The sequence below is a fragment of the Pseudomonas sp. KU26590 genome, assembly GCF_026153515.1.
GTDB lineage: Bacteria > Pseudomonadota > Gammaproteobacteria > Pseudomonadales > Pseudomonadaceae > Aquipseudomonas.
The window spans coordinates 2,258,113-2,276,783 of sequence record NZ_CP110644.1 but is presented as its reverse complement, the minus strand read 5'-3'; the positions used below and the strand labels follow the sequence as shown (position 1 = coordinate 2,276,783).

Annotated in this window: 12 protein-coding genes; 9 read left to right on the top strand and 3 right to left on the bottom strand. The window is 60.3% G+C overall.

Translation table 11 applies throughout. The features are described 5' to 3' along the window. Nucleotides 1–3: 3 nt before the first annotated feature. The 4 genes from OKW98_RS10165 (at nucleotide 4) to OKW98_RS10150 (ending at nucleotide 6,074) form a co-directional block, all read left to right on the top strand. Nucleotides 4–987 (top strand): hypothetical protein, encoded by a 984-nt coding sequence (locus tag OKW98_RS10165; RefSeq protein WP_265389031.1) that lies wholly within the window; start codon nucleotides 4–6, stop codon nucleotides 985–987. Then, entirely contained in the window at nucleotides 984–3,770 is a 2,787-nt protein-coding gene (locus tag OKW98_RS10160; RefSeq protein ID WP_265389030.1) for a type VI secretion system Vgr family protein, read from the top strand. Before OKW98_RS10165 ends, OKW98_RS10160 begins: the two co-directional genes overlap by 4 nt. 2 nt (nucleotides 3,771–3,772) lie before the next feature. Further along, a complete protein-coding gene (locus tag OKW98_RS10155) occupies nucleotides 3,773–5,737 on the top strand; it encodes a phospholipase D-like domain-containing protein (RefSeq protein WP_265389029.1) in 1,965 nt (654 codons plus the stop codon). Between the two features lie 73 nt (nucleotides 5,738–5,810). Further along, on the top strand, nucleotides 5,811–6,074 hold the full coding sequence (locus OKW98_RS10150) for a hypothetical protein (protein ID WP_265389028.1): 264 nt from the start codon (nucleotides 5,811–5,813) through the stop codon (nucleotides 6,072–6,074). Here the strand turns inward: OKW98_RS10150 and OKW98_RS10145 are convergent. Next, nucleotides 6,075–7,630 (bottom strand): IS3 family transposase gene (locus OKW98_RS10145; protein WP_265387146.1). Its coding sequence is split into 2 segments (ribosomal slippage): nucleotides 6,075–7,168 and nucleotides 7,168–7,630, totalling 1,557 coding nucleotides; the frame shifts between segments, so codons are not numbered across the junction. Between the two features lie 158 nt (nucleotides 7,631–7,788). On the opposite strand from OKW98_RS10145, the gene OKW98_RS10140 reads away from it, so the two are divergent. Genes OKW98_RS10140 through OKW98_RS10130 form a run of 3 tightly spaced genes read left to right on the top strand, consistent with a single transcriptional unit; the run spans nucleotide 7,789 to nucleotide 10,391 of the window. Next, a complete protein-coding gene (locus OKW98_RS10140; protein ID WP_265389027.1) occupies nucleotides 7,789–8,451 on the top strand; it encodes a DUF6396 domain-containing protein in 663 nt (220 codons plus the stop codon). 51 nt (nucleotides 8,452–8,502) lie between these two features. After that, nucleotides 8,503–9,591 carry a DUF6396 domain-containing protein gene (locus OKW98_RS10135; RefSeq protein ID WP_265389026.1) on the top strand — a complete coding sequence of 363 codons (1,089 nt, stop codon included), beginning with the start codon at nucleotides 8,503–8,505 and terminating at the stop codon, nucleotides 9,589–9,591. A gap of 5 nt (nucleotides 9,592–9,596) precedes the next feature. After that, on the top strand, nucleotides 9,597–10,391 hold the full coding sequence (locus OKW98_RS10130) for a hypothetical protein (RefSeq protein WP_265389025.1): 795 nt from the start codon (nucleotides 9,597–9,599) through the stop codon (nucleotides 10,389–10,391). A 378-nt stretch (nucleotides 10,392–10,769) separates the two neighbouring features. On the opposite strand, the gene OKW98_RS10125 is transcribed toward OKW98_RS10130, so the two are convergent. Continuing rightward, nucleotides 10,770–12,242 carry an MFS transporter gene (locus OKW98_RS10125; RefSeq protein WP_265389024.1) on the bottom strand — a complete coding sequence of 491 codons (1,473 nt, stop codon included), beginning with the start codon at nucleotides 12,240–12,242 and terminating at the stop codon, nucleotides 10,770–10,772. 54 nt (nucleotides 12,243–12,296) lie between these two features. Continuing rightward, nucleotides 12,297–13,538 carry a glutamine synthetase family protein gene (locus OKW98_RS10120; RefSeq protein WP_265389700.1) on the bottom strand — a complete coding sequence of 414 codons (1,242 nt, stop codon included), beginning with the start codon at nucleotides 13,536–13,538 and terminating at the stop codon, nucleotides 12,297–12,299. 355 nt (nucleotides 13,539–13,893) lie between these two features. On the opposite strand from OKW98_RS10120, the gene vioA reads away from it, so the two are divergent. Both vioA and OKW98_RS10110 read left to right on the top strand, forming a co-directional pair. Next, nucleotides 13,894–15,012, top strand: a complete 1,119-nt coding sequence (gene vioA, locus OKW98_RS10115; protein ID WP_265389023.1) for a dTDP-4-amino-4,6-dideoxy-D-glucose aminotransferase VioA — start codon at nucleotides 13,894–13,896, stop codon at nucleotides 15,010–15,012. A gap of 77 nt (nucleotides 15,013–15,089) precedes the next feature. Continuing rightward, nucleotides 15,090–18,620, top strand: coding sequence for a glycosyltransferase (locus OKW98_RS10110; RefSeq protein ID WP_265389022.1), 3,531 nt, complete (start codon nucleotides 15,090–15,092; stop codon nucleotides 18,618–18,620). Nucleotides 18,621–18,671 lie beyond the last annotated feature (51 nt).

Below are 18,671 nucleotides of genomic sequence, written 5' to 3'. Positions count from 1 at the left end.
GTCATGAACAATTCATTTTTGAACCGGCTGCTCGGCAAACCTGCGCAGCTGCCACCCCCTGCCGTCCCGCAGCAGTACGTGGCGCCACCGCGTTGCATGTACGACCGGATTTCAGAAAAGCGCCTGGCACAAGAAGCCGCCCAGCGCCTGCTGGACCGGGCCAAACCCCGAGGTAATTTCTGCCCGCAAAGCGTCAGCGTCGAGGACGTCTGGCTCCGATTGCCCGGGCATTCCCTGGATCAGCGGTTACCTGTCCAGGACATCCTCAGGCACGCAAACGCGCTGAGCCACGATTCAAGGCTGATGGCAGCCGATGGCTCGCGCCGACTGTTGCGGCGGATCGAGATCGACGCGATCCCCCTGCCATCGATCGAGCCACTCACCCGCGCCATCGAACTGCTGCGGGCGACGCTGACCCAGTGCCCGCTGCTCGACCGAGTCGCGGACTGGACGCAGGTTGAAGTGCATCTGTTCCCGCCGTCCCATGTCGATCCGCTGGTCTGGTTCGAGACCGTGGTGAGTGTGTGGCCCCAGGCGTGGCTGCCCGGCGGCGGTTTCCGTATCGCCGGCCAGGCACCGGGGCCGTGGCTTGCCGAATTGCTGTCCAGCAACCTGAGCATGCCCGACCATCTGTGCCTGAGCATCGACAGCTGGGCCACTCTGCCGGCCAACGCACACGCTGCGGATCCGGCGCCCTTGGGTGAGGTGGCATCCCTCGTTTCACTCAAGCGGGACGCGCGAACCGATACCCCGAATACCGCCCCCGAGCAGCCCCTCAATCAGCAGGTTCAGGCCCCGTCGCTGTGCGGCCAGGTCGGGACCGTTGCTGCCGAATGGACGCGGATAGCCCTCGGCTGCCTGGCGGCCCGCGCCGCCTCCGGCCACGCCCGATGGGTGCTGGAACTCACCGACAGCGGCTCAAGCAGCGGATCGATCATCGCTGCCCCCCACACCGTGCCCACTGCCCCGACAGGAAGTCCGACATGACCTTTGCCTCCCCCTCCCCCTTCAACTTCGCCGGTATCCGCCAGGAAGGACGCGTGCTCGAACTCAAGACGCCACTGACCGAGCCGCTGCTGGCCGTGCGCGTCCATGGCGTCGAACGGCTCGGCCGAATCCCGCGTTACTGCGTGGATGTCGTCAGCGAGTCGACACGCATCGATCCCCAACAATTGATCGGCGAGCCGGTTCGCCTCGCCATCAAGCGGGCCGACGGCAGCCGCAGCTACAAGCACGGTCTGGTGAGCAGCGCGCGCTACCTCGGCAGCGACGGCAGTCTGCAGGACTGGCAGCTTGAATTCGCGCCGTGGTTCAGCCTGCTGGAATACCGTCAGGACTGCCGCATCTGGCAAGACATGACGTTGATCGACATCTTCAGCGAGGTATTCCGGGGGCATCCCCAGGCGCAGGGCCGTTACGAATTCAATTTGCGCCGCGCGGATGCGCCGCTGTCCTACGTCACCCAGTTCAACGAGAGCGACGCCCACTTCGTGCAGCGCTGGTGCGAGCACGCGGGCATTTATTGGTACGTCGTTCATGAGGCTGACCAGCACAGGATCGTCTTCGTCGACAGCGTCCTTGACCTACCGGCGCTGGAGCCGCAAGCGCTGCCTTTTCACACCCAGACGGCCGCGCTGGATCACGACAGCATCGTGGAGTGGAGTCAGGCCGACACGCTGCTCAATGGCCACGTTCTGTGGAGCAGCAACAATTACCGGGCTCACCGCCAGCCGCTGTCTGTCCGCTCCATGGGCCTTAATCCACCTGGGGCGGCGAAGACGCTGGAACGCTACGAATACCGAGGCCAATACGCGTGGCACAGCGAGGACGACGGCAACTGGCAGACACGGGTGCAGATCGAGCAGGTGGAGTCCGCAGCGCGGCGCATCACCGGCCATGGCGGCGTCCGGCATATGCTGCCGGGCCACACATTCGAGCTGCGCGGGCATCCGTTGTACGACGATGGCCCGCGCGACCGCCGGGCGTTCATGCTGATCGCTGTCGAGTTCTTTGCGCAAAGCAACCTGCCCGTTGCACTCACCCGTCGCGAGCGGCCCGGCAGCCTGCAATCGCAGCTCAAAGGTCTCGGCGCCGACAAACCGTCCGAGGAAGGCGAAGGCTTCTATTGCAACTCGTTCGAGGCTCAACGGCAGGAAGTCCCTTACCGCAGCGCCTTCGAACACCAAAAGCCTGCCAATCCCGGGCCGCAGACCGCCGTGGTCGTGGCGCCCAACGGCGGGCCTGTGCAGACCGACGCGCTGAATCGGGTGTGCGTGCGCTTTCACTGGGACCGCCTCAGATCGCCGGAAAAAGCGCCCAGTTGCTGGCTGCGCATGCTGCAAAACAGCAGCGGCGCCGGTTGGGGCAGTGTCTACGTGCCACGCGCGGGCGAAGAAGTGGTGGTCACCTTTCTCGACAACGACATCGACCGCCCGCTGATCCTCGGCCAGGTCTACGGCGGCGACAAACCGGCGTGGCACTCCACAGGCCGGATGAGCGGCTACAAAAGCCAGGAAATCGACGGGCTCGGTTACAACCAGTGGGTCATGGACGACACCACGGCGCAATTGCGCACGCAAATCCACAGCAGCCACGGCCACAGCCAACTGAACCTCGGCTGTTTGGTGGATCAACAGGGCAATGACCGCGGCGCGTGGCGCGGTGACGGTTTTGAACTGCGCACCGAAGCCTCCGGCGCCATTCGCGCACCACAGGGCCTTTACCTCAGCACGTGGCGCCGGACCAAGGCACAAAGCGGGCATCTGGACAGCAGCGAAGCCGGCCAGCAGTTGAGCGACGCCTTGCAGCGCATGACGGCGCTGTCCGATCAGGCCGGTCAGCACAATGCCCTGTCGCTGGAGGAAGGGGTCGACAACCTGAACCGCCTGCATCAGGTCGCCACGCATTCCCACCGCCAGGGCAATGCGACGTCGCAGGGCTATGACGCACCGCTGATCGTCGCCTCGGCCCCCGCCGACATCGTCGCTGTCACGCCGGAGAACATCCAGTTGCACAGCGGCCGCCACACCAGCCTCTCCAGCGGTGAAGACATCAACCTCGCCAGTGCACGCTCGCTGCTGGTCAGTGTGGGTCGCAGCATCAGCCTGTTTGCCCGCGACGCCGGGGCGAAGCTGTTCGCCGCGAAGGGCAAGGTGGAGATTCAGGCCCAGGACGACGCCATCGAGCTGACCGCCAAAGACAGCGTACGCATCACTTCCACCGCGCGAACCATCGAGATCGCTGCACAGGAAGAAATTCTGCTGACCTGCGGCGGCGCCTACATCCGCCTAAAGAGCGGCGATATCCAGATTCACGCGCCCGGCACCATCGACATCAAGGCGGCGAAGAAAAACATCGGCGGCGCCAGCCGGATGGACCGCAAACAGACGCCGTGGCCGCAAAGCACGGCCGGCCAGACGCTGACCCTGCTGGCCGGACAAAGCAGCGCCGCCAGTCATCAGCCCTGGACCGGCATGCCTTACACGGTGTTCGCCGACGGGGTTGAGATTGAAAAGGGTGTGATGTCGAGCGACGGGAAAATCAGCGTCGAGCACCGCGTATCGCGCTCGCGCTACCGCGTCGAACTGGCCAACGGCGCCAGCTACGACATCCCGGTCAGCGGCGACTACCTCGGCGATCAGGACAACGGCGCACGCGCCAACCGTGGCCTGCACCGCCATCAACACAGCCTGACGCCCGGTTCGGGCGAAGCACCCAGTCAGTACCGCGAAGACTACGACCGCCTCAACGATCCAGACACGGAAGCCTGAAGATGAACACACCCAGCATCACCTGTCCCATCGCCACCCGCCAGACCTCATCGGCCGTGATGAACCAGCGCTGGATGGTCCAGTGCAGCGAGTATTCGCCCAAGCCTGCGACCTTCGAGCCGCTGGTCAATGGCGAGCGCGCGTTTGGCGCGGTTCACGACGCGATCATGGCCGCAAAACATTCGGTCGAGATCATCTGCTGGGGGTTTCAGCCTTCGATGCATTTCAAGCGCGGCGGTGGTCAGGCGCAGTGCATCGGCGAATTGCTGGTCAATAAAGCCTCCCTTGGCGTGAAGGTGCGCGTGCTGTGCTGGTCCGACAGCGCGCACCTCACTGCGATGTTCGCGGAGAACATGACACCGGGCCGCAATGTGGCCTCTTACGTATCGCACGCCAAAGACTGGCGCTCCACTTGGCAGCAAGCGTATGACTGGGAATGGTACCGCCGCGCCTCAACCCCTGACACCGGCGCCAGTTCGCTGGTGGAGAGGGTGTTCCCCGGACTGAAGGGCTTCCGATGGATCACGTTGCAGGCACAAGAACTGTTCAAGGCGGGCGCGCGGCCATTCGAAAACATCGAGTTTGCGGTCCGCGACCCGGGGCTGGCCGACCGAGCCGAGATTGCCTATCAAATATGGACGCGCTCCCGGGAGCAAGGCGCGGCAGAACTTGAGGCCGCCGGCAAGGCGGCGGCGATGTCGGTGATCCCCACTCATCACCAGAAAATGGTGCTGGTGGACTACGAACACGCTGACCGGGCAGTCGGCTTCGTCATGGGCCACAACATGCTTGACCCCTATTGGGACCGCGACGACCACGCCCATGCTCGTGCCGATGACGTGTACGGGCGCAACGGTTTTACGCCGAGGCAGGACATATCCAGCCGCGTCACCGGCCCGGTGCTCCAGGACCTGAATGCCAACTTCACCCAGGCCTGGCTGAAGGCGACCGGCATTGACCTGCAGACCGCCCGCGAGCCCCTCGCCGCCCACCTGAAACCGCGCAAAGGCTTCGGGCCGCCGATGATGGCGCAAGTGCTGCGCACCCAGACCGAGGCTGGGAAACGCGACATCCGGACGATGTACCTGCAAGCGGTCAAGAACGCGACCCAGTTCATCTACATCGAGAACCAGTATTTCCGTTGGAAGCCGTTCGCCGACGCCGTTGTCGACATCGCGCGGCGCCATGCCGAAGGCGGCCGCGACCCCGGCGAACACGGCTACCTGCATTTGTTCGTCGTCACCAACTCCTCCGACGAAGGCATGGCTGATGGCGCACTTGGCACCTTCCGCATGCTTCGGCAACTGGGTCGCAGTGAAGTCATGCCCTCTGTGGCGCGTCTCGAACACGATGATTACTGGCAGGCGAAGCTCGATGCGCTGCGCGAGGAGTACATTGCCGCGCAAGTCAAACTGGCCGCCTACTACAACCGTGTAGACGCGATGGGCAGGCTTGATGGACCCATCGAACGGTTGGAAATCGAACGCGATGAACTGGCCAGACAGTACGCAGAACTAAAAAGGCAGCTCAAGAGCGAGAAAAGCGCCCCCATCACCCCGATTGATGTGCCTGGTTTAAAAGTCCACATCTGCACACTTGTTGCACCGGACTCTCCGCCCGATAACTGGTTGGAAGTTTATATTCATAGCAAGTTAATGATCATTGACGACGTGTTTACCACGTTGGGCTCGGCGAATATTAATGAGCGGAGTATGAGTTCTGATAGTGAGTTGAATATATGTGTGGAGGATCCGGCGGTGGCAAAGCCGTTGAGGAGGCAGTTGTGGGGGTTGCATACAGGGGAGGAATGTACGGAAAGTATTTCGAAGGCTTTCAACGGATGGCGTAGGCTATTGAATGCTAATAATGCACGGCGAGTTGCACTGCATAATAAGCCCGTAGAGAGACCCATATGCTCTCTTGTCGAATTCCTACGAATGAGTCCAAGCCGCAAAGATTTCGACTAACATTATGAAAAGCACAAACACTATCTTAATACTAACCATATTGATTGCAGGATGTGATTCCGGAGAGAAGCCTTTGACCAACTTTATTCCTGAAAAAGCGGATTACGATGCAGCATTTAAAAGATTGGAATTTGAGTGCATACACGAAATCGATAAACTTCCGCAACTGAATAGCGATGCGCAAACCTTATACGATTATGGGGTGTATCTAAACCAGAAAAAAGGACCAAAACAATTCGATCAGGTCGCAAGACACTATCGAATAGCGGCCGCATTCGGTCATTACCGAGCAGCGACAAGCGGCGTTTTTCAAGGTAGTTGTCGCGTCACCGTCTAACTATGCTGCTCTTTTCTCGACCTGTTGCTCTCGATCCGGATTCAGCAGCACGGTGCCGATCGGTTCCCAGTTACGCGTCCGGCCTGACCACCGTTCCGGTCTTTTTTCCTTGGCTCGTTCGTACAGCTCATGTCGCTGGGCCAAGACTTTATGATCCAGTCCTCGATGCCGCTCAGCCGGTGTGACGAACCGGATACGGCTATGTCGGTGCTCGTTGTTGTACCACCGTATGAAGTCCCTCACCCAGCTGCGTGCGGCGTCCAAACTGGCAAAACCATCCTGCGGCCATTGCGGGCAGTATTTCAGTGTTCTAAACAACGACTCCGAGTACGGATTGTCGTTGCTGACACGCGGTCGGCCACGTGACGGGGTGATACCCAGGTCGTACATTTTGCTCAGCAGTGTCACCGATTTCATCGGCGCGCCGTTATCCGAGTGCAGCACCAGCGGGTCTTGTAAACACTGCTCACCGATCACGCTGCGTTGCAGCAGCGCAGCGGCTTTCTCGCCACTTTCCGCCTCATAGACTTCCCAGCCCACGGCCTTGCGGCTGTAAATATCCTCGATCAGATAGAGGTAATAAAACTGGCCGCGTATCGGCGACGGCAGGTACGTGATGTCCCACGACCACACTTGGTTCGGCGCTTTGGCCGCATGCGTCGTTGGTGCGGCGTACCGTCTGGGGCGCTGACTACGGCCTCGATGTTGCTGTTGCCCCGTCGCTCGCAAGACACGATAGATCGTCGCCTCCGACGCCAGATAGCGCCCTTGATCGGCCAGGCGCGGCACGATCTGGCTTGGCGGCAAGTGGGCATACTGCGGGCTGTTACACAGCGTCACAATGGCCTGTCGCTCTGCCTCGGTCAGCGCATTTCGTGGCGTTGGCCGTGTGACCGTCGTACGGGCGTCGGTCTGGATAGCGTCTGTTTGAGTCCACCGTTGCAAGGTGCGCAGCGACAGACCAACTTCCCGACAGGCCCTGATTTTTCTGGCTCCCGCCGCGACCGCTTCGCCCAGCCAGGCCACGAGTAACTGCCGCTCTGGCAGAGACGTTAGTTGGCCTCGTCGTCGGTCGTTCCCCAGTAGTCGTTGAGCTTTTTTCGCAGCACCAATAACGCGGCTGTTTCAGCGAGCGCCTTGTCTTTGCGGCGCAGTTCGCGCTCAAGTTCCTGGATGCGTTTCTTGTCTTTGCGCGCCTGGTCTCGTTCTTCTTTTTGCAGGGCCTTTTCCGATTTCTGGCCGGTGATGAAGGCTTGTCGCCAGGCCGTGATTTGCTCGGGGTAAAGGCCTTTGCGGCGGCAGTATTCACCCAGGTCGATCTCGGACAAACCGGCGGCTTCAAGCACGACAGCAAACTTGGTTTCGGCTGACCAGTTCTCGGTCAGCGGCTTGTTTTCGGACACTGCACTTCCTTCAGAACTGAGCTGTTTGCGCCAGTTGGACAAAGACATTTCGCTGACCCCTTCGCGCCGGGAAACCTCGGCCATCGACAGGTTCAGCGGGGGAAGCAGCATTTTGAGTAATGCGGCTCTGCGTTCAGGTGAATAGTACGGCACGACCAGTCTCTTTCCGCCCCCGATATACTTTTTTAGGAAAAACCGGAGAGGCGACAACTATCCTGACACCGGGGGCAAGACTGCAAGGCCTTCTATCTCAAGGACTGACAAGTTCGCCACGACCGGCAAGGGAAACAATCAATCTTGTAGAGGATCTTATGGCCAGAAATATCCCGGGCGCATTTTACGACATGGGCCACTATCTGGAATTGGGATATGGGGTGCGGCAAGACGTTGAGGCTGCTAGGTATTATTTCCGACGTGCCGCAGACCTCGGCAATCCGGAAGGATTGTATTACGTCGGCGAATTATTAGCACCGATCAAGGGCGCTGGTGGAATCGCATTTTTAATGATTCGTTGCGCTATGGAACAAGGGCATAAAGCAGCCGCAATTCGCTACGCTAATGACAGACAAGTTCAACGTGATTTTGGCGAAGCAGTTCGAGGCTTTCAAGCAGCAGTAAGAGCCGGAGACTCGTCGGCCGCTATGGGCCTGAGACTTTCTTTCTTGAGTTCGAGCAAGAAAGGTTTGCTCGACAATTTGGGGCTAGACGAGGATAAGGAAAGATCTCGGCGCTATGGACTCATTGAAGATTTCCTGCAGAGATACGAACACCTCGGCGCCAAAGTCCCCGACATCGACCAAATCGTCCCCCTCCCCCCCGCCAAACTCCCCGAGTGGGACGAAACATTCGAATGGAAGCGCAAGCGCGACGCCGCCGTGCCTCCTTCTCCCCCCAGCGAAGAGTTGATCGCGCGGATGTGTGAGGAGAAGCAACTCGATCCAGCCACAGGCTGGCCGTTGAGCGGGTTGAGGTAATACACCTCGCTGCATGAGCAATCAAAGCAAATAGTAAACACAAGGACTGATATGAACTACCTCGGATCAGCAGGGTTGCTAATAGCGCTATTTCTGAGCGGCTGCGACACCAAAGTTGAAGAACCAAAAAGCTTCGTCCCTGAATTCACCGATTACAATGCCGTGTCCAGAAACCCGAAGTTTGAGTGCGTGCAGGAGCCGGACAGGCTACAAAATATCAGTCCACACGAGGATGCCTTTTATAAATATGGACGGCACCTCTCCCAAGTGAGAGGTCCGAAGGATTTCGATCAAATTGCACGTTACTACCGAATTGCCGCTGCCTATGGTGATTATCGTGCAGCGAGGAGCTTGCAAGCTTTGCTAATACAGGACAAAACCACTACCGAGAGGCCAGCCGAAGAAGCTATAGGTCTGGTGAAACACCTATTAGCCCATGGCAATCCCAGGGGGTATTACGATATGGGGCTTTATCTTGAGTCCGGTTATGGAGTGCAAAAGGACACCTCTGCTGCGCGCTACTACATCAGACGCGCGGCTGACTTGGGCAATCCGGAAGCGCAATTCCTGATAGCAAAATCACTACTTCAATCGTCTAAAAACAGCTTTATTGCATTGTCTATGCTGCGCTGCGCTATGGGACAGGGCAGCGTTGACGCCGCAAATCTTTACTTTGAAATCAGCGCACACAAAGATAACCATGAACAAGCGCTGCTTGCCCTTCGTACCGCTACTAAATTTGGAGACGTCGAAAGCGCATCTGCTTTGGCGAGCACTGATTATGGCAGCGCACTTGAGAGGGATTCCAGGATGTTTAATCCGGACGAACGTATTGAGGGAGATCGCCGATACAAACTGATTGCACGTTTTCTAACCAGGTACAAAAATCTTGATCCTCAGGTGCTGGACATCGACGAAATCGTTCCCCTTCCACCGACAAAACTTCCCGTCTGGGACGAGACGTTTCAATGGAAACGTGCTCGCGATGCAGCCACTACGCCGTTAGCACCAAGTAAGTTGACGGTTAATGAAATGAGCAGACGAAAAGATCTCAATCCAACAACCGGATTGCGGTTGAGCCCGTTGAGACTAAAGCTCAAGGCGATCAGAAAGAAATTGCAATGGCGTAGCTGGGATTAAAATTTATGAATAGACGATCGAACAAACTCGTGGGCTGCGTGCTTGCGTCAATCTTAGTGATTAGCTTTCTTGCGATAAGCCAATTCGGTAACCACCCATTTATTAGTAAATCACCCAGCGCTCCTTCTTACGTCTTTAACTGGGATCCGCGTCTCGATCTAGACTATGCAAGCGCGGAGTGGGTTTTCGAATCTATCAGCGAGCAAGCGGTGTCGGACGTGATTAGGGACGCCATCCGGGATCAAGAAATCTGGATGAGTACACCTGACGCCACGGTTGACGATAAATACTTCTCCTGTACCCCTATCAGCCTGAAGAAACCAAGCAAATTCGCACTGGCCGCGTTCAACGAAGCGGATAAACCCGATTCCGGGCCTACGGCCAAATTCTACTATGTTGAGGCGGCTCGAGAAGGTTATTGGCGAGCCGCTGCGCGCTTGGTGACTTTGAATCTTGACGAAGGCTACCCTCTCTACGCAGTCCCGCTGGTGGCCTGGCTCCTACAAAACAAGGTTCCAGCGGGACACAACCTACTGGCGGATATTTTAGTCACGCATTCTGAGGGACCGGAGTTTGATCCGGCGGGTCTTGGAACTTCACTCAGATGGCGGGCCGCTCTCAGTGGCGATCCAGATGCTTTATCGAAAATGGCAGACCTGCTGACGCGTGAAGGCGAGCCGCAGTTTGCCAAAACGCTGCGTGACTGTGCTGAACGTAACAGGCAAACATTCGGGGAATACGAGGATAGCCCTTGGGACTCTTTCCTGCAGTGGCTGCTGGAGGCTGGATCTACCCCGTAGAGTTTTGCCGGATGAAACACCCCATTCGCCAGCAAGCTCACCGCAGTTTCAGCGGCGCGCGGCAGATCGGCGGTTGAATGGAGATCAACTGTAGGAGCGCGCTTGCCCGCGAATACGGTGAGTCAGCCGAAATCCATTTCACAGACGCACCGCCTTCGCGGGCAAGCGCGCTCCTACAGGTTTTGCCTCAGCAAAAATTTCGGAGTCAGGCACTGAATCTGTGGGAGGCAGCTTGCCCGCGATCGCGGTGGGCCAGCCGACATCCATTTCACAGACACACCGCCTTCGCGGGCAAGCGCGCTCCTACAGGATTTCGCGGTGCTCGGGCTGTCTGCGTGAGACAACCCACCTGTGGGAGCCCGGACAGCCAAGCCGCGATCACAAAGGCCGATCCACCCCAACATCCCGACGCACCTCAACCGCTTCCTCCGACCCAGCCGCATCAGGTTCAGCAGCCACTTCCTCATCCATTATCGCCACCGGCCGCACAACGCCTTCGCCTGACGCCACAACCCGCTCCACCGTCTCCGGCTGCACGTCAGTCTCAGCCGCCACATCCGGCGCGACATCAAACGAAACCTCAGGCTCAACGTCCTGCATCTGATCCTGCACCACCTGCTCATCAACCCGAGGGTCAAGGGCGACCACCAGCGGCGAGCTGGACATGCTGTCGGGCATGGCGATGTGGTGCAGCGGGGCGTCTTCTACCTGGTGCAGGTTGGTGACGGCTTTCGGACGAATACGCAGCACCAGGACCAGCGCCACGAAGCAGACGAAGGCATAAAGCATGTTGCTGCCGAACATCTTCATCAGCACGCCGGACACCAACGGTCCGATACTCGCGCCGACGCCGTAGGTCATCAGCAGCATGGCCGTCAGGGAGACGCGGCGTTCGCCTTCGACGTGGTCGTTGGAGAATGCCACGGCCAGCGGATACAGCGAGAACTGCAGCAGAGAGGCCAGGAAGCCCACCGCCAGCAGCAGCTCCATGGGCACGTTGGGGAGAATCGCCAGCGGCAGCGAAGCCAGCACCAGCAACACCGCTACACCGCGGATCAGCCAGGCGCGGTCGTAGCGGTCCGACAGTTTGCCCAGCGGGCCTTGGACGATAAGGCCCGCGCCGATGCAGCTGGCCATGAACAGACCGACGTGCTCGGTGGACAGCCCCTGTTGCGCGGCATAGAGCGGCGCCAGACCGTAGAAAGAGCCGATGATCATGCCGGCGCTCAACACCGTGGTCAGGGATTGCGGCACCCGGCGCATGAAGAACAGCGGCTCCAGCGGGGCCGGGTGCATCGGCGCCGGGTGAATGCTGCGGGTCATGGCGACAGGCACAAGGCAGAGCGCGAAGCACATCGCCACGAGCATCAGCAGTTCAGGGCCGAGCTGCGGGTGGATGACCAGAATCAGCTGGCCGAGCACCAGCCCCAGGTACGACGCGATCATATAGAGGCTGAACACCGTGCCGCGCTGCTTGGGCGAGGCCTGCTCGTTGAGCCAGCTCTCGATGACCATGTACTGGCACATCATGCCCAGGCCGACAATCATCCGCAGGAAGATCCACGCCGGCAGGTAGTCGAACAGCCCGTGGCCCAGCACCGCGGCGCCGACGATACCGGCGCAGGTTGCATACGCACGGATGTGCCCGATCCGGCCGATCAACCGGTGGCCGATCTTGCCGCCCAGGGCCAGACCGACGTAGTTCGCCGCCATCAACGCACCGACCCACAGGCCATCGACCTGATCGGCGGCCAGACGCAAGGCAAGGTAGGTGCTGAGCAGGCCCGAGCCGATCAACATCATCAGCGAGGCAAAATACAGCGCTCGAAAGGACTTCCAGATTTGGCGCATAACGTTCCAAAAGACGGAAACCCTCGGTTTCAGAGGATTTCCGAACAGCGATTCTTAAGCCTGAGCGGCCAGAACGCGGCGCTCCCAGGGGGTGATTTCGTTGAAGAAGCTGGTCAGTTCCAGGGTCTTCGACGCGACGTAGCCTTCGATGAATTCGGCACCAAACAGTTCCTTGGCCAACGTGCTGCGAGTCAGACGTTCCAGAGCAGCGTGCAGGGTACATGGCAACGACAGATTATCGGGCACAACGAACTCGCCCTGGATCGGCGGCGACGGTTCCAGCCTGTGCTCGATGCCATAGAGCCCCGCAGCCAGACTGGCCGCAATGGCCAGATACGGGTTGGCGTCGGCGCCAGGCAGACGGTTCTCGACCCGACGGGCGACCGGTGCGCTGGCCGGAATGCGCAGGCCCGCCGCGCGGTTGTCGTGGGACCAGCAGGCGTTGTTCGGCGAAGCAAACGGATGGCACAGGCGCTGGTAGGAATTGACGTTAGGCGCGAACAACGCGGTGAAGTCGGCCATCGCCGCCTGCTGCCCGCCGATGAAGTGCTGGAACAGGTCCGTGGCCTCGCCTTCGTCATCGCTGAAGATATTTGCGCCGGTGACGGTGTCGACCACGCTCTGATGAATGTGCATCGAGCTGCCGGGCGTGTGGGCCAGCGGTTTGGCCATGCACACCACGATCAGGCCGTGCTTGAGCGCGACTTCCTTGAGCATGTGTTTGAACAGAAAGGTCTGGTCGGCCAGCAGCAGCGGATCGCCGTGCAGCAGGTTGATCTCGAACTGGCTGACGCCCATCTCGTGCATGACGGTGTCGCGGGGCAGGCCCAGCGCTGCCATACAGGCGTAGACTTCTTTGAAGAACGGTCGCAGGCCGTTGTTGGAACTGATGCTGAACGCCGACTGGCCGTCTTCGCGCCGACCGTCCAGACCGACCGGCGGCTGGAAGGGCTGGCTCGGATCGGGGTTGGCCGCGAAGACAAAGAACTCAAGCTCGGTGGCCACCACCGGTGACCAGCCATGCCGGGCATAGCGGGCAATTACGGACTTGAGCTGGCCGCGGGTGGACAGCGGCGACGGCTGGCCGTCGAGCTCGTCGGCGTCGCAGATCGCCAGAGCGCGGGGCTCCTCGCTCCACGGCAGAATGTGGGTTTGCTGCGGATCGGCGATCAGGGCCAGGTCGCCATCGTCGCTGCCGTAGAATTTCGACGGCGGGTAGCCGCCCATGATGCATTGCAGCAGCACGCCCCGCGCCAGTTGCAACCGACGGCCCTCCAAAAAGCCCTCGCCGGTCATCACCTTCCCTCGTGGCACGCCATTCAGATCCGGCGTGACGCATTCAATTTCATCAATGCCCATCAGTCGCTGCGCGAGTGATTGGTGGTCATCGCTACTCATGACTCAAATCCTTTTTCGTTGGGCAGGCCGCCGTGCGGCAAGGCGTACAAAATAAGCATCAGGCGTTCGGAATATCAAGCGCATCTTTGCCGCAACGCGGGTTGGCCGGCTTCTTGCTTTTTTCGGTGCCATAGCGCCGCAAACGCCATTTCGATGACGTCGAGCGTTCGACTACGCCAGCCATTACAGCGCGGGCGTTCCGCCGTGCGTCAACGCGCACAGCCCGCAGCGCGTAAGAGAGCACAGGAAGCTTATGAGTAAAACGATCCCGGTCACCCAGCCTCTGCTGCCTCCGCTGGAAGAGTTCATGCCTTATCTGCAGCAGATATGGGACAGCAAGCGCCTGACCAACGCCGGGCCTTTCCATGAAAAGCTGGAGAAAGACCTGGCCGAGTACCTGGGCGTCGAGCACTTGTGCCTGTTTTCCAACGGCACGCTGGCGCTGCTCACGGCGTTGCAGGCGTTGCGTGTGACCGGCGAAGTCATCACCACCCCCTACTCGTTCGTCGCCACCGCCCATTCGTTGCTGTGGAATGGGCTGAAACCGGTGTTCGTCGACATCGCGCCGGGCACCTTCAACCTCGACCCCGACCGCATCGAAGAGGCCATCACCCCGGCGACCACCGCGATCATGCCGGTGCATTGCTATGGCATGCCGTGTGACGTCGACCGCATCCAGCAAATCGCCGACCGTTATGGCCTGAAAGTGATTTACGACGCCGCCCACGCCTTCGGTGTGCAGCATCAGGGGCAAAGCCTGCTGCGCAATGGCGATCTGTCGGTGCTCAGCTTCCACGCCACCAAAGTCTTCAACACCTTTGAAGGCGGCGCGATCGTCTGCCCGGACGCGAAGACCAAAAAACGCATCGATTACCTGAAGAACTTCGGTTTCGCCGATGAAGTGACCGTCGTCGCCCCCGGCATCAACGGCAAGATGAGTGAGATCAACGCCGCGTTCGGTCTGCTGCAACTCAACTACATCGACGGTGCACTGGACCGACGCAAGCAGATCGACACGATGTACCGTGAAGCCCTGACGCAAATACCCGGGATCGATTTGCTCTGGAGCCCCGGCGAGCACCACAACTATTCCTATTTCCCGGTGCTGGTGGGCGATGCGTTCCCGATCAGCCGCGACGCCTTGTTCGAGCGTTTTCGCGAGCAGGACATTCTGGTCCGGCGCTATTTCTACCCGTTGATTTCGTCGTTCCCGATGTACCGCAGCCTGGAATCCGCCAGACCGGGCCGCCTGCAAGTAGCGAGCGACGTGTCGAATCGGGTTCTGTGCCTGCCGATCTTCGATAGCCTCACCCCGGAGGAATTCGCCAGGGTCATCGCCATCATGCAGACGGCGCTGGCCGAACACCGCTGAGCAGCGCCCACCTTCAAATCGCCGGTCCGCGCCCATGAGCGCAGACCGGCGCCCGTAATCAGCCGCAAGGTAACCCGATGAGCGCTTCACGCCTGGTCAGCATCGTCATTCCCGCCTACAAACCCACCTACTTCGAGTTGGCGCTGCGCAGCGCATTTGCACAGGACTACGATCAGCTGGAGATCGTGATCTGCGACGACTGCCGTGACGGCGGCATTCGTGCGCTGGTGGATCAACTGACCCCGGAAAGCCCGTTCCCCATTCGTTATTTCTACAACGAACAGTCGCTGGGCGAGGCGCTGAATGTCGCGCGAGGCATCAAAGAAGCGCGCGGCGAGTACATCAAGTTTCTCTACGATGACGACCTGCTGGAACCCGAGTGCGTCAGTGCACTGGTCGAATTGCTGCATGACCAGCCGGACATCACCCTCGCGGCGGCAACCCGTCGCCTGATCAATGAAGACGGCGATTTCCTGCGGGAGAACATGCTGACGGTGTTCCCGTTCAAGGAAGACGTGGTCATCCACGGGCCGGAGCTGGTGGCCCTGCTGTCGGAACTGCCGTTGACGTTCATGGGCGAACCGAGTTCGGTCATGTGCCGGCGTGACAGCGTGCTGGCCTATGGTGAGGACATCATGTCGCTCAAGGGCCTGCCGATCTACTGGCTGGGCGATATCAGCGTGTACGTCAAACTGCTGCGTGAAGGCAATCTGGCATTCATCGGCCGCCCGCTGTCGCGCTTTCGCATGACCGACACCCAGACCAGCAGCATTGTCAGGTCAACGCCGCAGATCGCCAAAGAAGGCCACGCCAACTTTTACCGCATCACCAAAGAGCTTGAATGGCTCCGCCCGCTGGCCGACAACGGCGACGTCAAGGTCGCGCCGCTGCATGACCGGGAAAACTTCGTCCCCTTCAACCTGCGTGCCTGGTTCTTGCAGAAGTCGGCAACCGAGGTCCGCCACGACCAGATCCAGGAGTGGGCCTGGCAGCGTCGCCCCGCCGGGCCGCAGAAGCCGCACATCGTGCAGTACTTCCAGCAGCACCACGGCGCGCCGACTTTCGCGATCATCGTGTCCGATCCGCATAACCGCCCGCAGGCACTGGTCAAGACGTTGGTCAGTGTCGAGGCGGCCACCCGCGGGTGGATGCCGCCACGGGTGTTTGTGCTCTACGACGGCAGTCGTGAGGCCCCGCAGCAAGTGGCTGACAACCCGGCCGTTTATGTGCCTGTCATCGGCCAGAACCGCGCAGCGCCGCTCAACCGGCTGATGGACGAGCAGGGTTTCGACTGGTTCCTGATGCTGGATGCCGGCGCGACGGTGAATGTCGCCGGGCTGTTCAAAGCGGCGGTCAAGATCAGCGAAGGACCTAGCACGCGGGCACTGTTCGGCGACGAAGTCGCTCAGCCCCAGGACGACACGTCGGAAGTCATGCTGCGGCCGGACTTCAGTCTCGACTACCTGCTTAGCTGCCCATCCGTCACCAGCAAACACTGGATCTTCAACCGCTACTCGGTAATCGAAGCCGGGCGCTTCGACCCACACCACCCTGACGCCCTCGAGCTGGACCTGATCCTTCGTTTGATCGAGCACGAAGGCATGGGTGGTCTTGAACACATCGCCGAGCCCCTCGTCACCTATCGACCGGAAGCGCGGGAGTCGAACCTCGATGAAGCGAGAACGCTGCAGCGCCACTTGCTCGCCCGAGGCTATGAACACGGCCATGTGATCGAGAAAAGCCCCCGGCAGTACCAGATCAAGTACGGCCATGCGGGTCAGCCCAAGGTCTCGATCATCATCGCCACCCGGGATCAGATCCTGCTCCTGCAGCGCTGCGTCGAGAGCATTCTGGAAAAGACCACGTACCCGAATTACGAGATCCTCATCGTCGACAACGACAGCCAGACCCCGGAGGCCGTTGACTGGCTGAACGGCGTCGAGGCCATGGGCCTGGCTCAGGTGCGGGTGCTGCGCCATCCCGGCGAATTCGACCGTTCGGCCCTCTACAACGGCGCCGCACGGCAGGCGACCGGCGAGTACCTGTTGCTGCTCGATAACAGCACCGCCGTGTTGCACGGGGACTGGCTCGACAACCTGCTCAATCATGCGCAACGGCCCGAAGTCGGCATCGTCGGCGCAAAACTGCTGACGCCGGACAACACGATCCGCCACGCGGGCCTGATCCTCGGCTTGCACGAGCCTGTCACCCCGATCTTCAGGGGCCAGAGCGGCGCCAGCGAAGGCTACATGCAGCGGCTGGCAGTGGACCAGAATTACAGCGCGGTCAGCGACGCCTGCCTGATGATCAGCCGGGCGCTGTTCGAAGCGGCGGACGGGCTGGACGAGGGTGAGCTGAACAACACTTATCGCGGCGTCGACCTGTGCCTGCGCGTTAAGGAGTCCGGGCGGCTGATTGTCTGGACGCCCCACGTGGTGCTGCTTCACGAAGCCCGAGCTGACGACAGTGCCCGGATCAAAGCACCAGACGAACAGGCAAACCCGGCGCTGTACCGCAAATGGCTGAAGTACATCGCCCATGACCCGGCGTACAACGACAACTTTTCGGCCCGCGCCCAGGGCTTGCAGCTCGAAATCAATACCGCGTTGACCTGGCGGCCGCTGTCATGGCGGCCCGTGCCGATCGTGCTCTCGCACCTGAACGACCGCTGCCCGGCGAGCCAACGCCTGAACGATGCCCTTGATACCCTCGCGGATGCGCTGCTGATCGAACATGTGTCCATACCGGAAGTCCTGACCCTCGGCGAGTTCGCTCGCCTGCGCCCGGAAACCCTGATCCTTGGAAGCCCCTTGAGCGAGACCTCCCTCCCCGACATCCGCACGATCAAGGCTCACAGCCAGGCGCTGCGAATCTGCGACATGGATCAATACCCAGCGTCAGCCGACCGCTTGCCCGGCGCGCCCTCAGTGCAACAGGTGCGTGCCGGTCTCGAGGCCAGTCTGGCGCTGATGGACAAGGTGGTGGTGTCCAGCGAAGGATTGGCCAATGAACTGAGCGCGCTGCATCCGTATATTCAGGTCATCGAGACGCGCCTGAGCGAACGCTGGCAGCGGCTGCAGTGCCATTCTCTGCCCCATGACAAGCCACGGATCGGCTGGGTCGGCACTGCTTCGGAGGTGAACGATCTGGCGCTGATTGCCGACGTGATCAAAGCCTTCGCCGACCGCGTCGAGTGGATCATCATGGGCCCGTGCCCGCAGGCCCTGCGCCCTTATGTTCATGAATGGCGCAGCCCGGTGGAAGGCGTCCTGTACCCCGGCGTGCTGGCGTGTCTGGACCTGGACGTTGCGCTGATTCCCGCCGGTCACGATGTATTTGGCGAACACCGAAGCTGCCGCCTGGCGCTGGAATTCGGCGCTTGTGGTTATCCGGTCATCGCCAGCGACGTGCAGGGCCTGCGCAATAATCTGCCGCTGACACGGGTGCAGAACACATCGGCCGCCTGGACCGATGCCATCGCTCGGCACCTCAACGATCTGGACGAATCAAAACGACTTGGGCAGGCGTTGAAACAGCGCGTAATGAGTGACTGGATTATGGATGAGGCGTATCGGCAGCGCTGGCGTCAGGTGTTGCTGGACCGCTGAATAAAAAGGGCTCCTTCATGGAGCCCTTTTCGGTGTGGGTTGATCTGCCTT

What these genes read in the sequence shown, in the direction of transcription:
- OKW98_RS10165 (WP_265389031.1), top strand. Translation starts at nt 4, where the DNA reads ATGAACAATTCATTTTTGAACCGGCTGCTCGGCAAACCTGCGCAGCTG.
- OKW98_RS10160 (WP_265389030.1), top strand. Translation starts at nt 984, where the DNA reads ATGACCTTTGCCTCCCCCTCCCCCTTCAACTTCGCCGGTATCCGCCAG.
- OKW98_RS10155 (WP_265389029.1), top strand. Translation starts at nt 3,773, where the DNA reads ATGAACACACCCAGCATCACCTGTCCCATCGCCACCCGCCAGACCTCA.
- OKW98_RS10140 (WP_265389027.1), top strand. Translation starts at nt 7,789, where the DNA reads ATGGCCAGAAATATCCCGGGCGCATTTTACGACATGGGCCACTATCTG.
- OKW98_RS10135 (WP_265389026.1), top strand. Translation starts at nt 8,503, where the DNA reads ATGAACTACCTCGGATCAGCAGGGTTGCTAATAGCGCTATTTCTGAGC.
- OKW98_RS10130 (WP_265389025.1), top strand. Translation starts at nt 9,597, where the DNA reads ATGAATAGACGATCGAACAAACTCGTGGGCTGCGTGCTTGCGTCAATC.
- OKW98_RS10125 (WP_265389024.1), bottom strand. Translation starts at nt 12,242, where the DNA reads ATGCGCCAAATCTGGAAGTCCTTTCGAGCGCTGTATTTTGCCTCGCTG.
- OKW98_RS10120 (WP_265389700.1), bottom strand. Translation starts at nt 13,538, where the DNA reads ATGACCGGCGAGGGCTTTTTGGAGGGCCGTCGGTTGCAACTGGCGCGG.
- vioA (WP_265389023.1), top strand. Translation starts at nt 13,894, where the DNA reads ATGAGTAAAACGATCCCGGTCACCCAGCCTCTGCTGCCTCCGCTGGAA.
- OKW98_RS10110 (WP_265389022.1), top strand. Translation starts at nt 15,090, where the DNA reads ATGAGCGCTTCACGCCTGGTCAGCATCGTCATTCCCGCCTACAAACCC.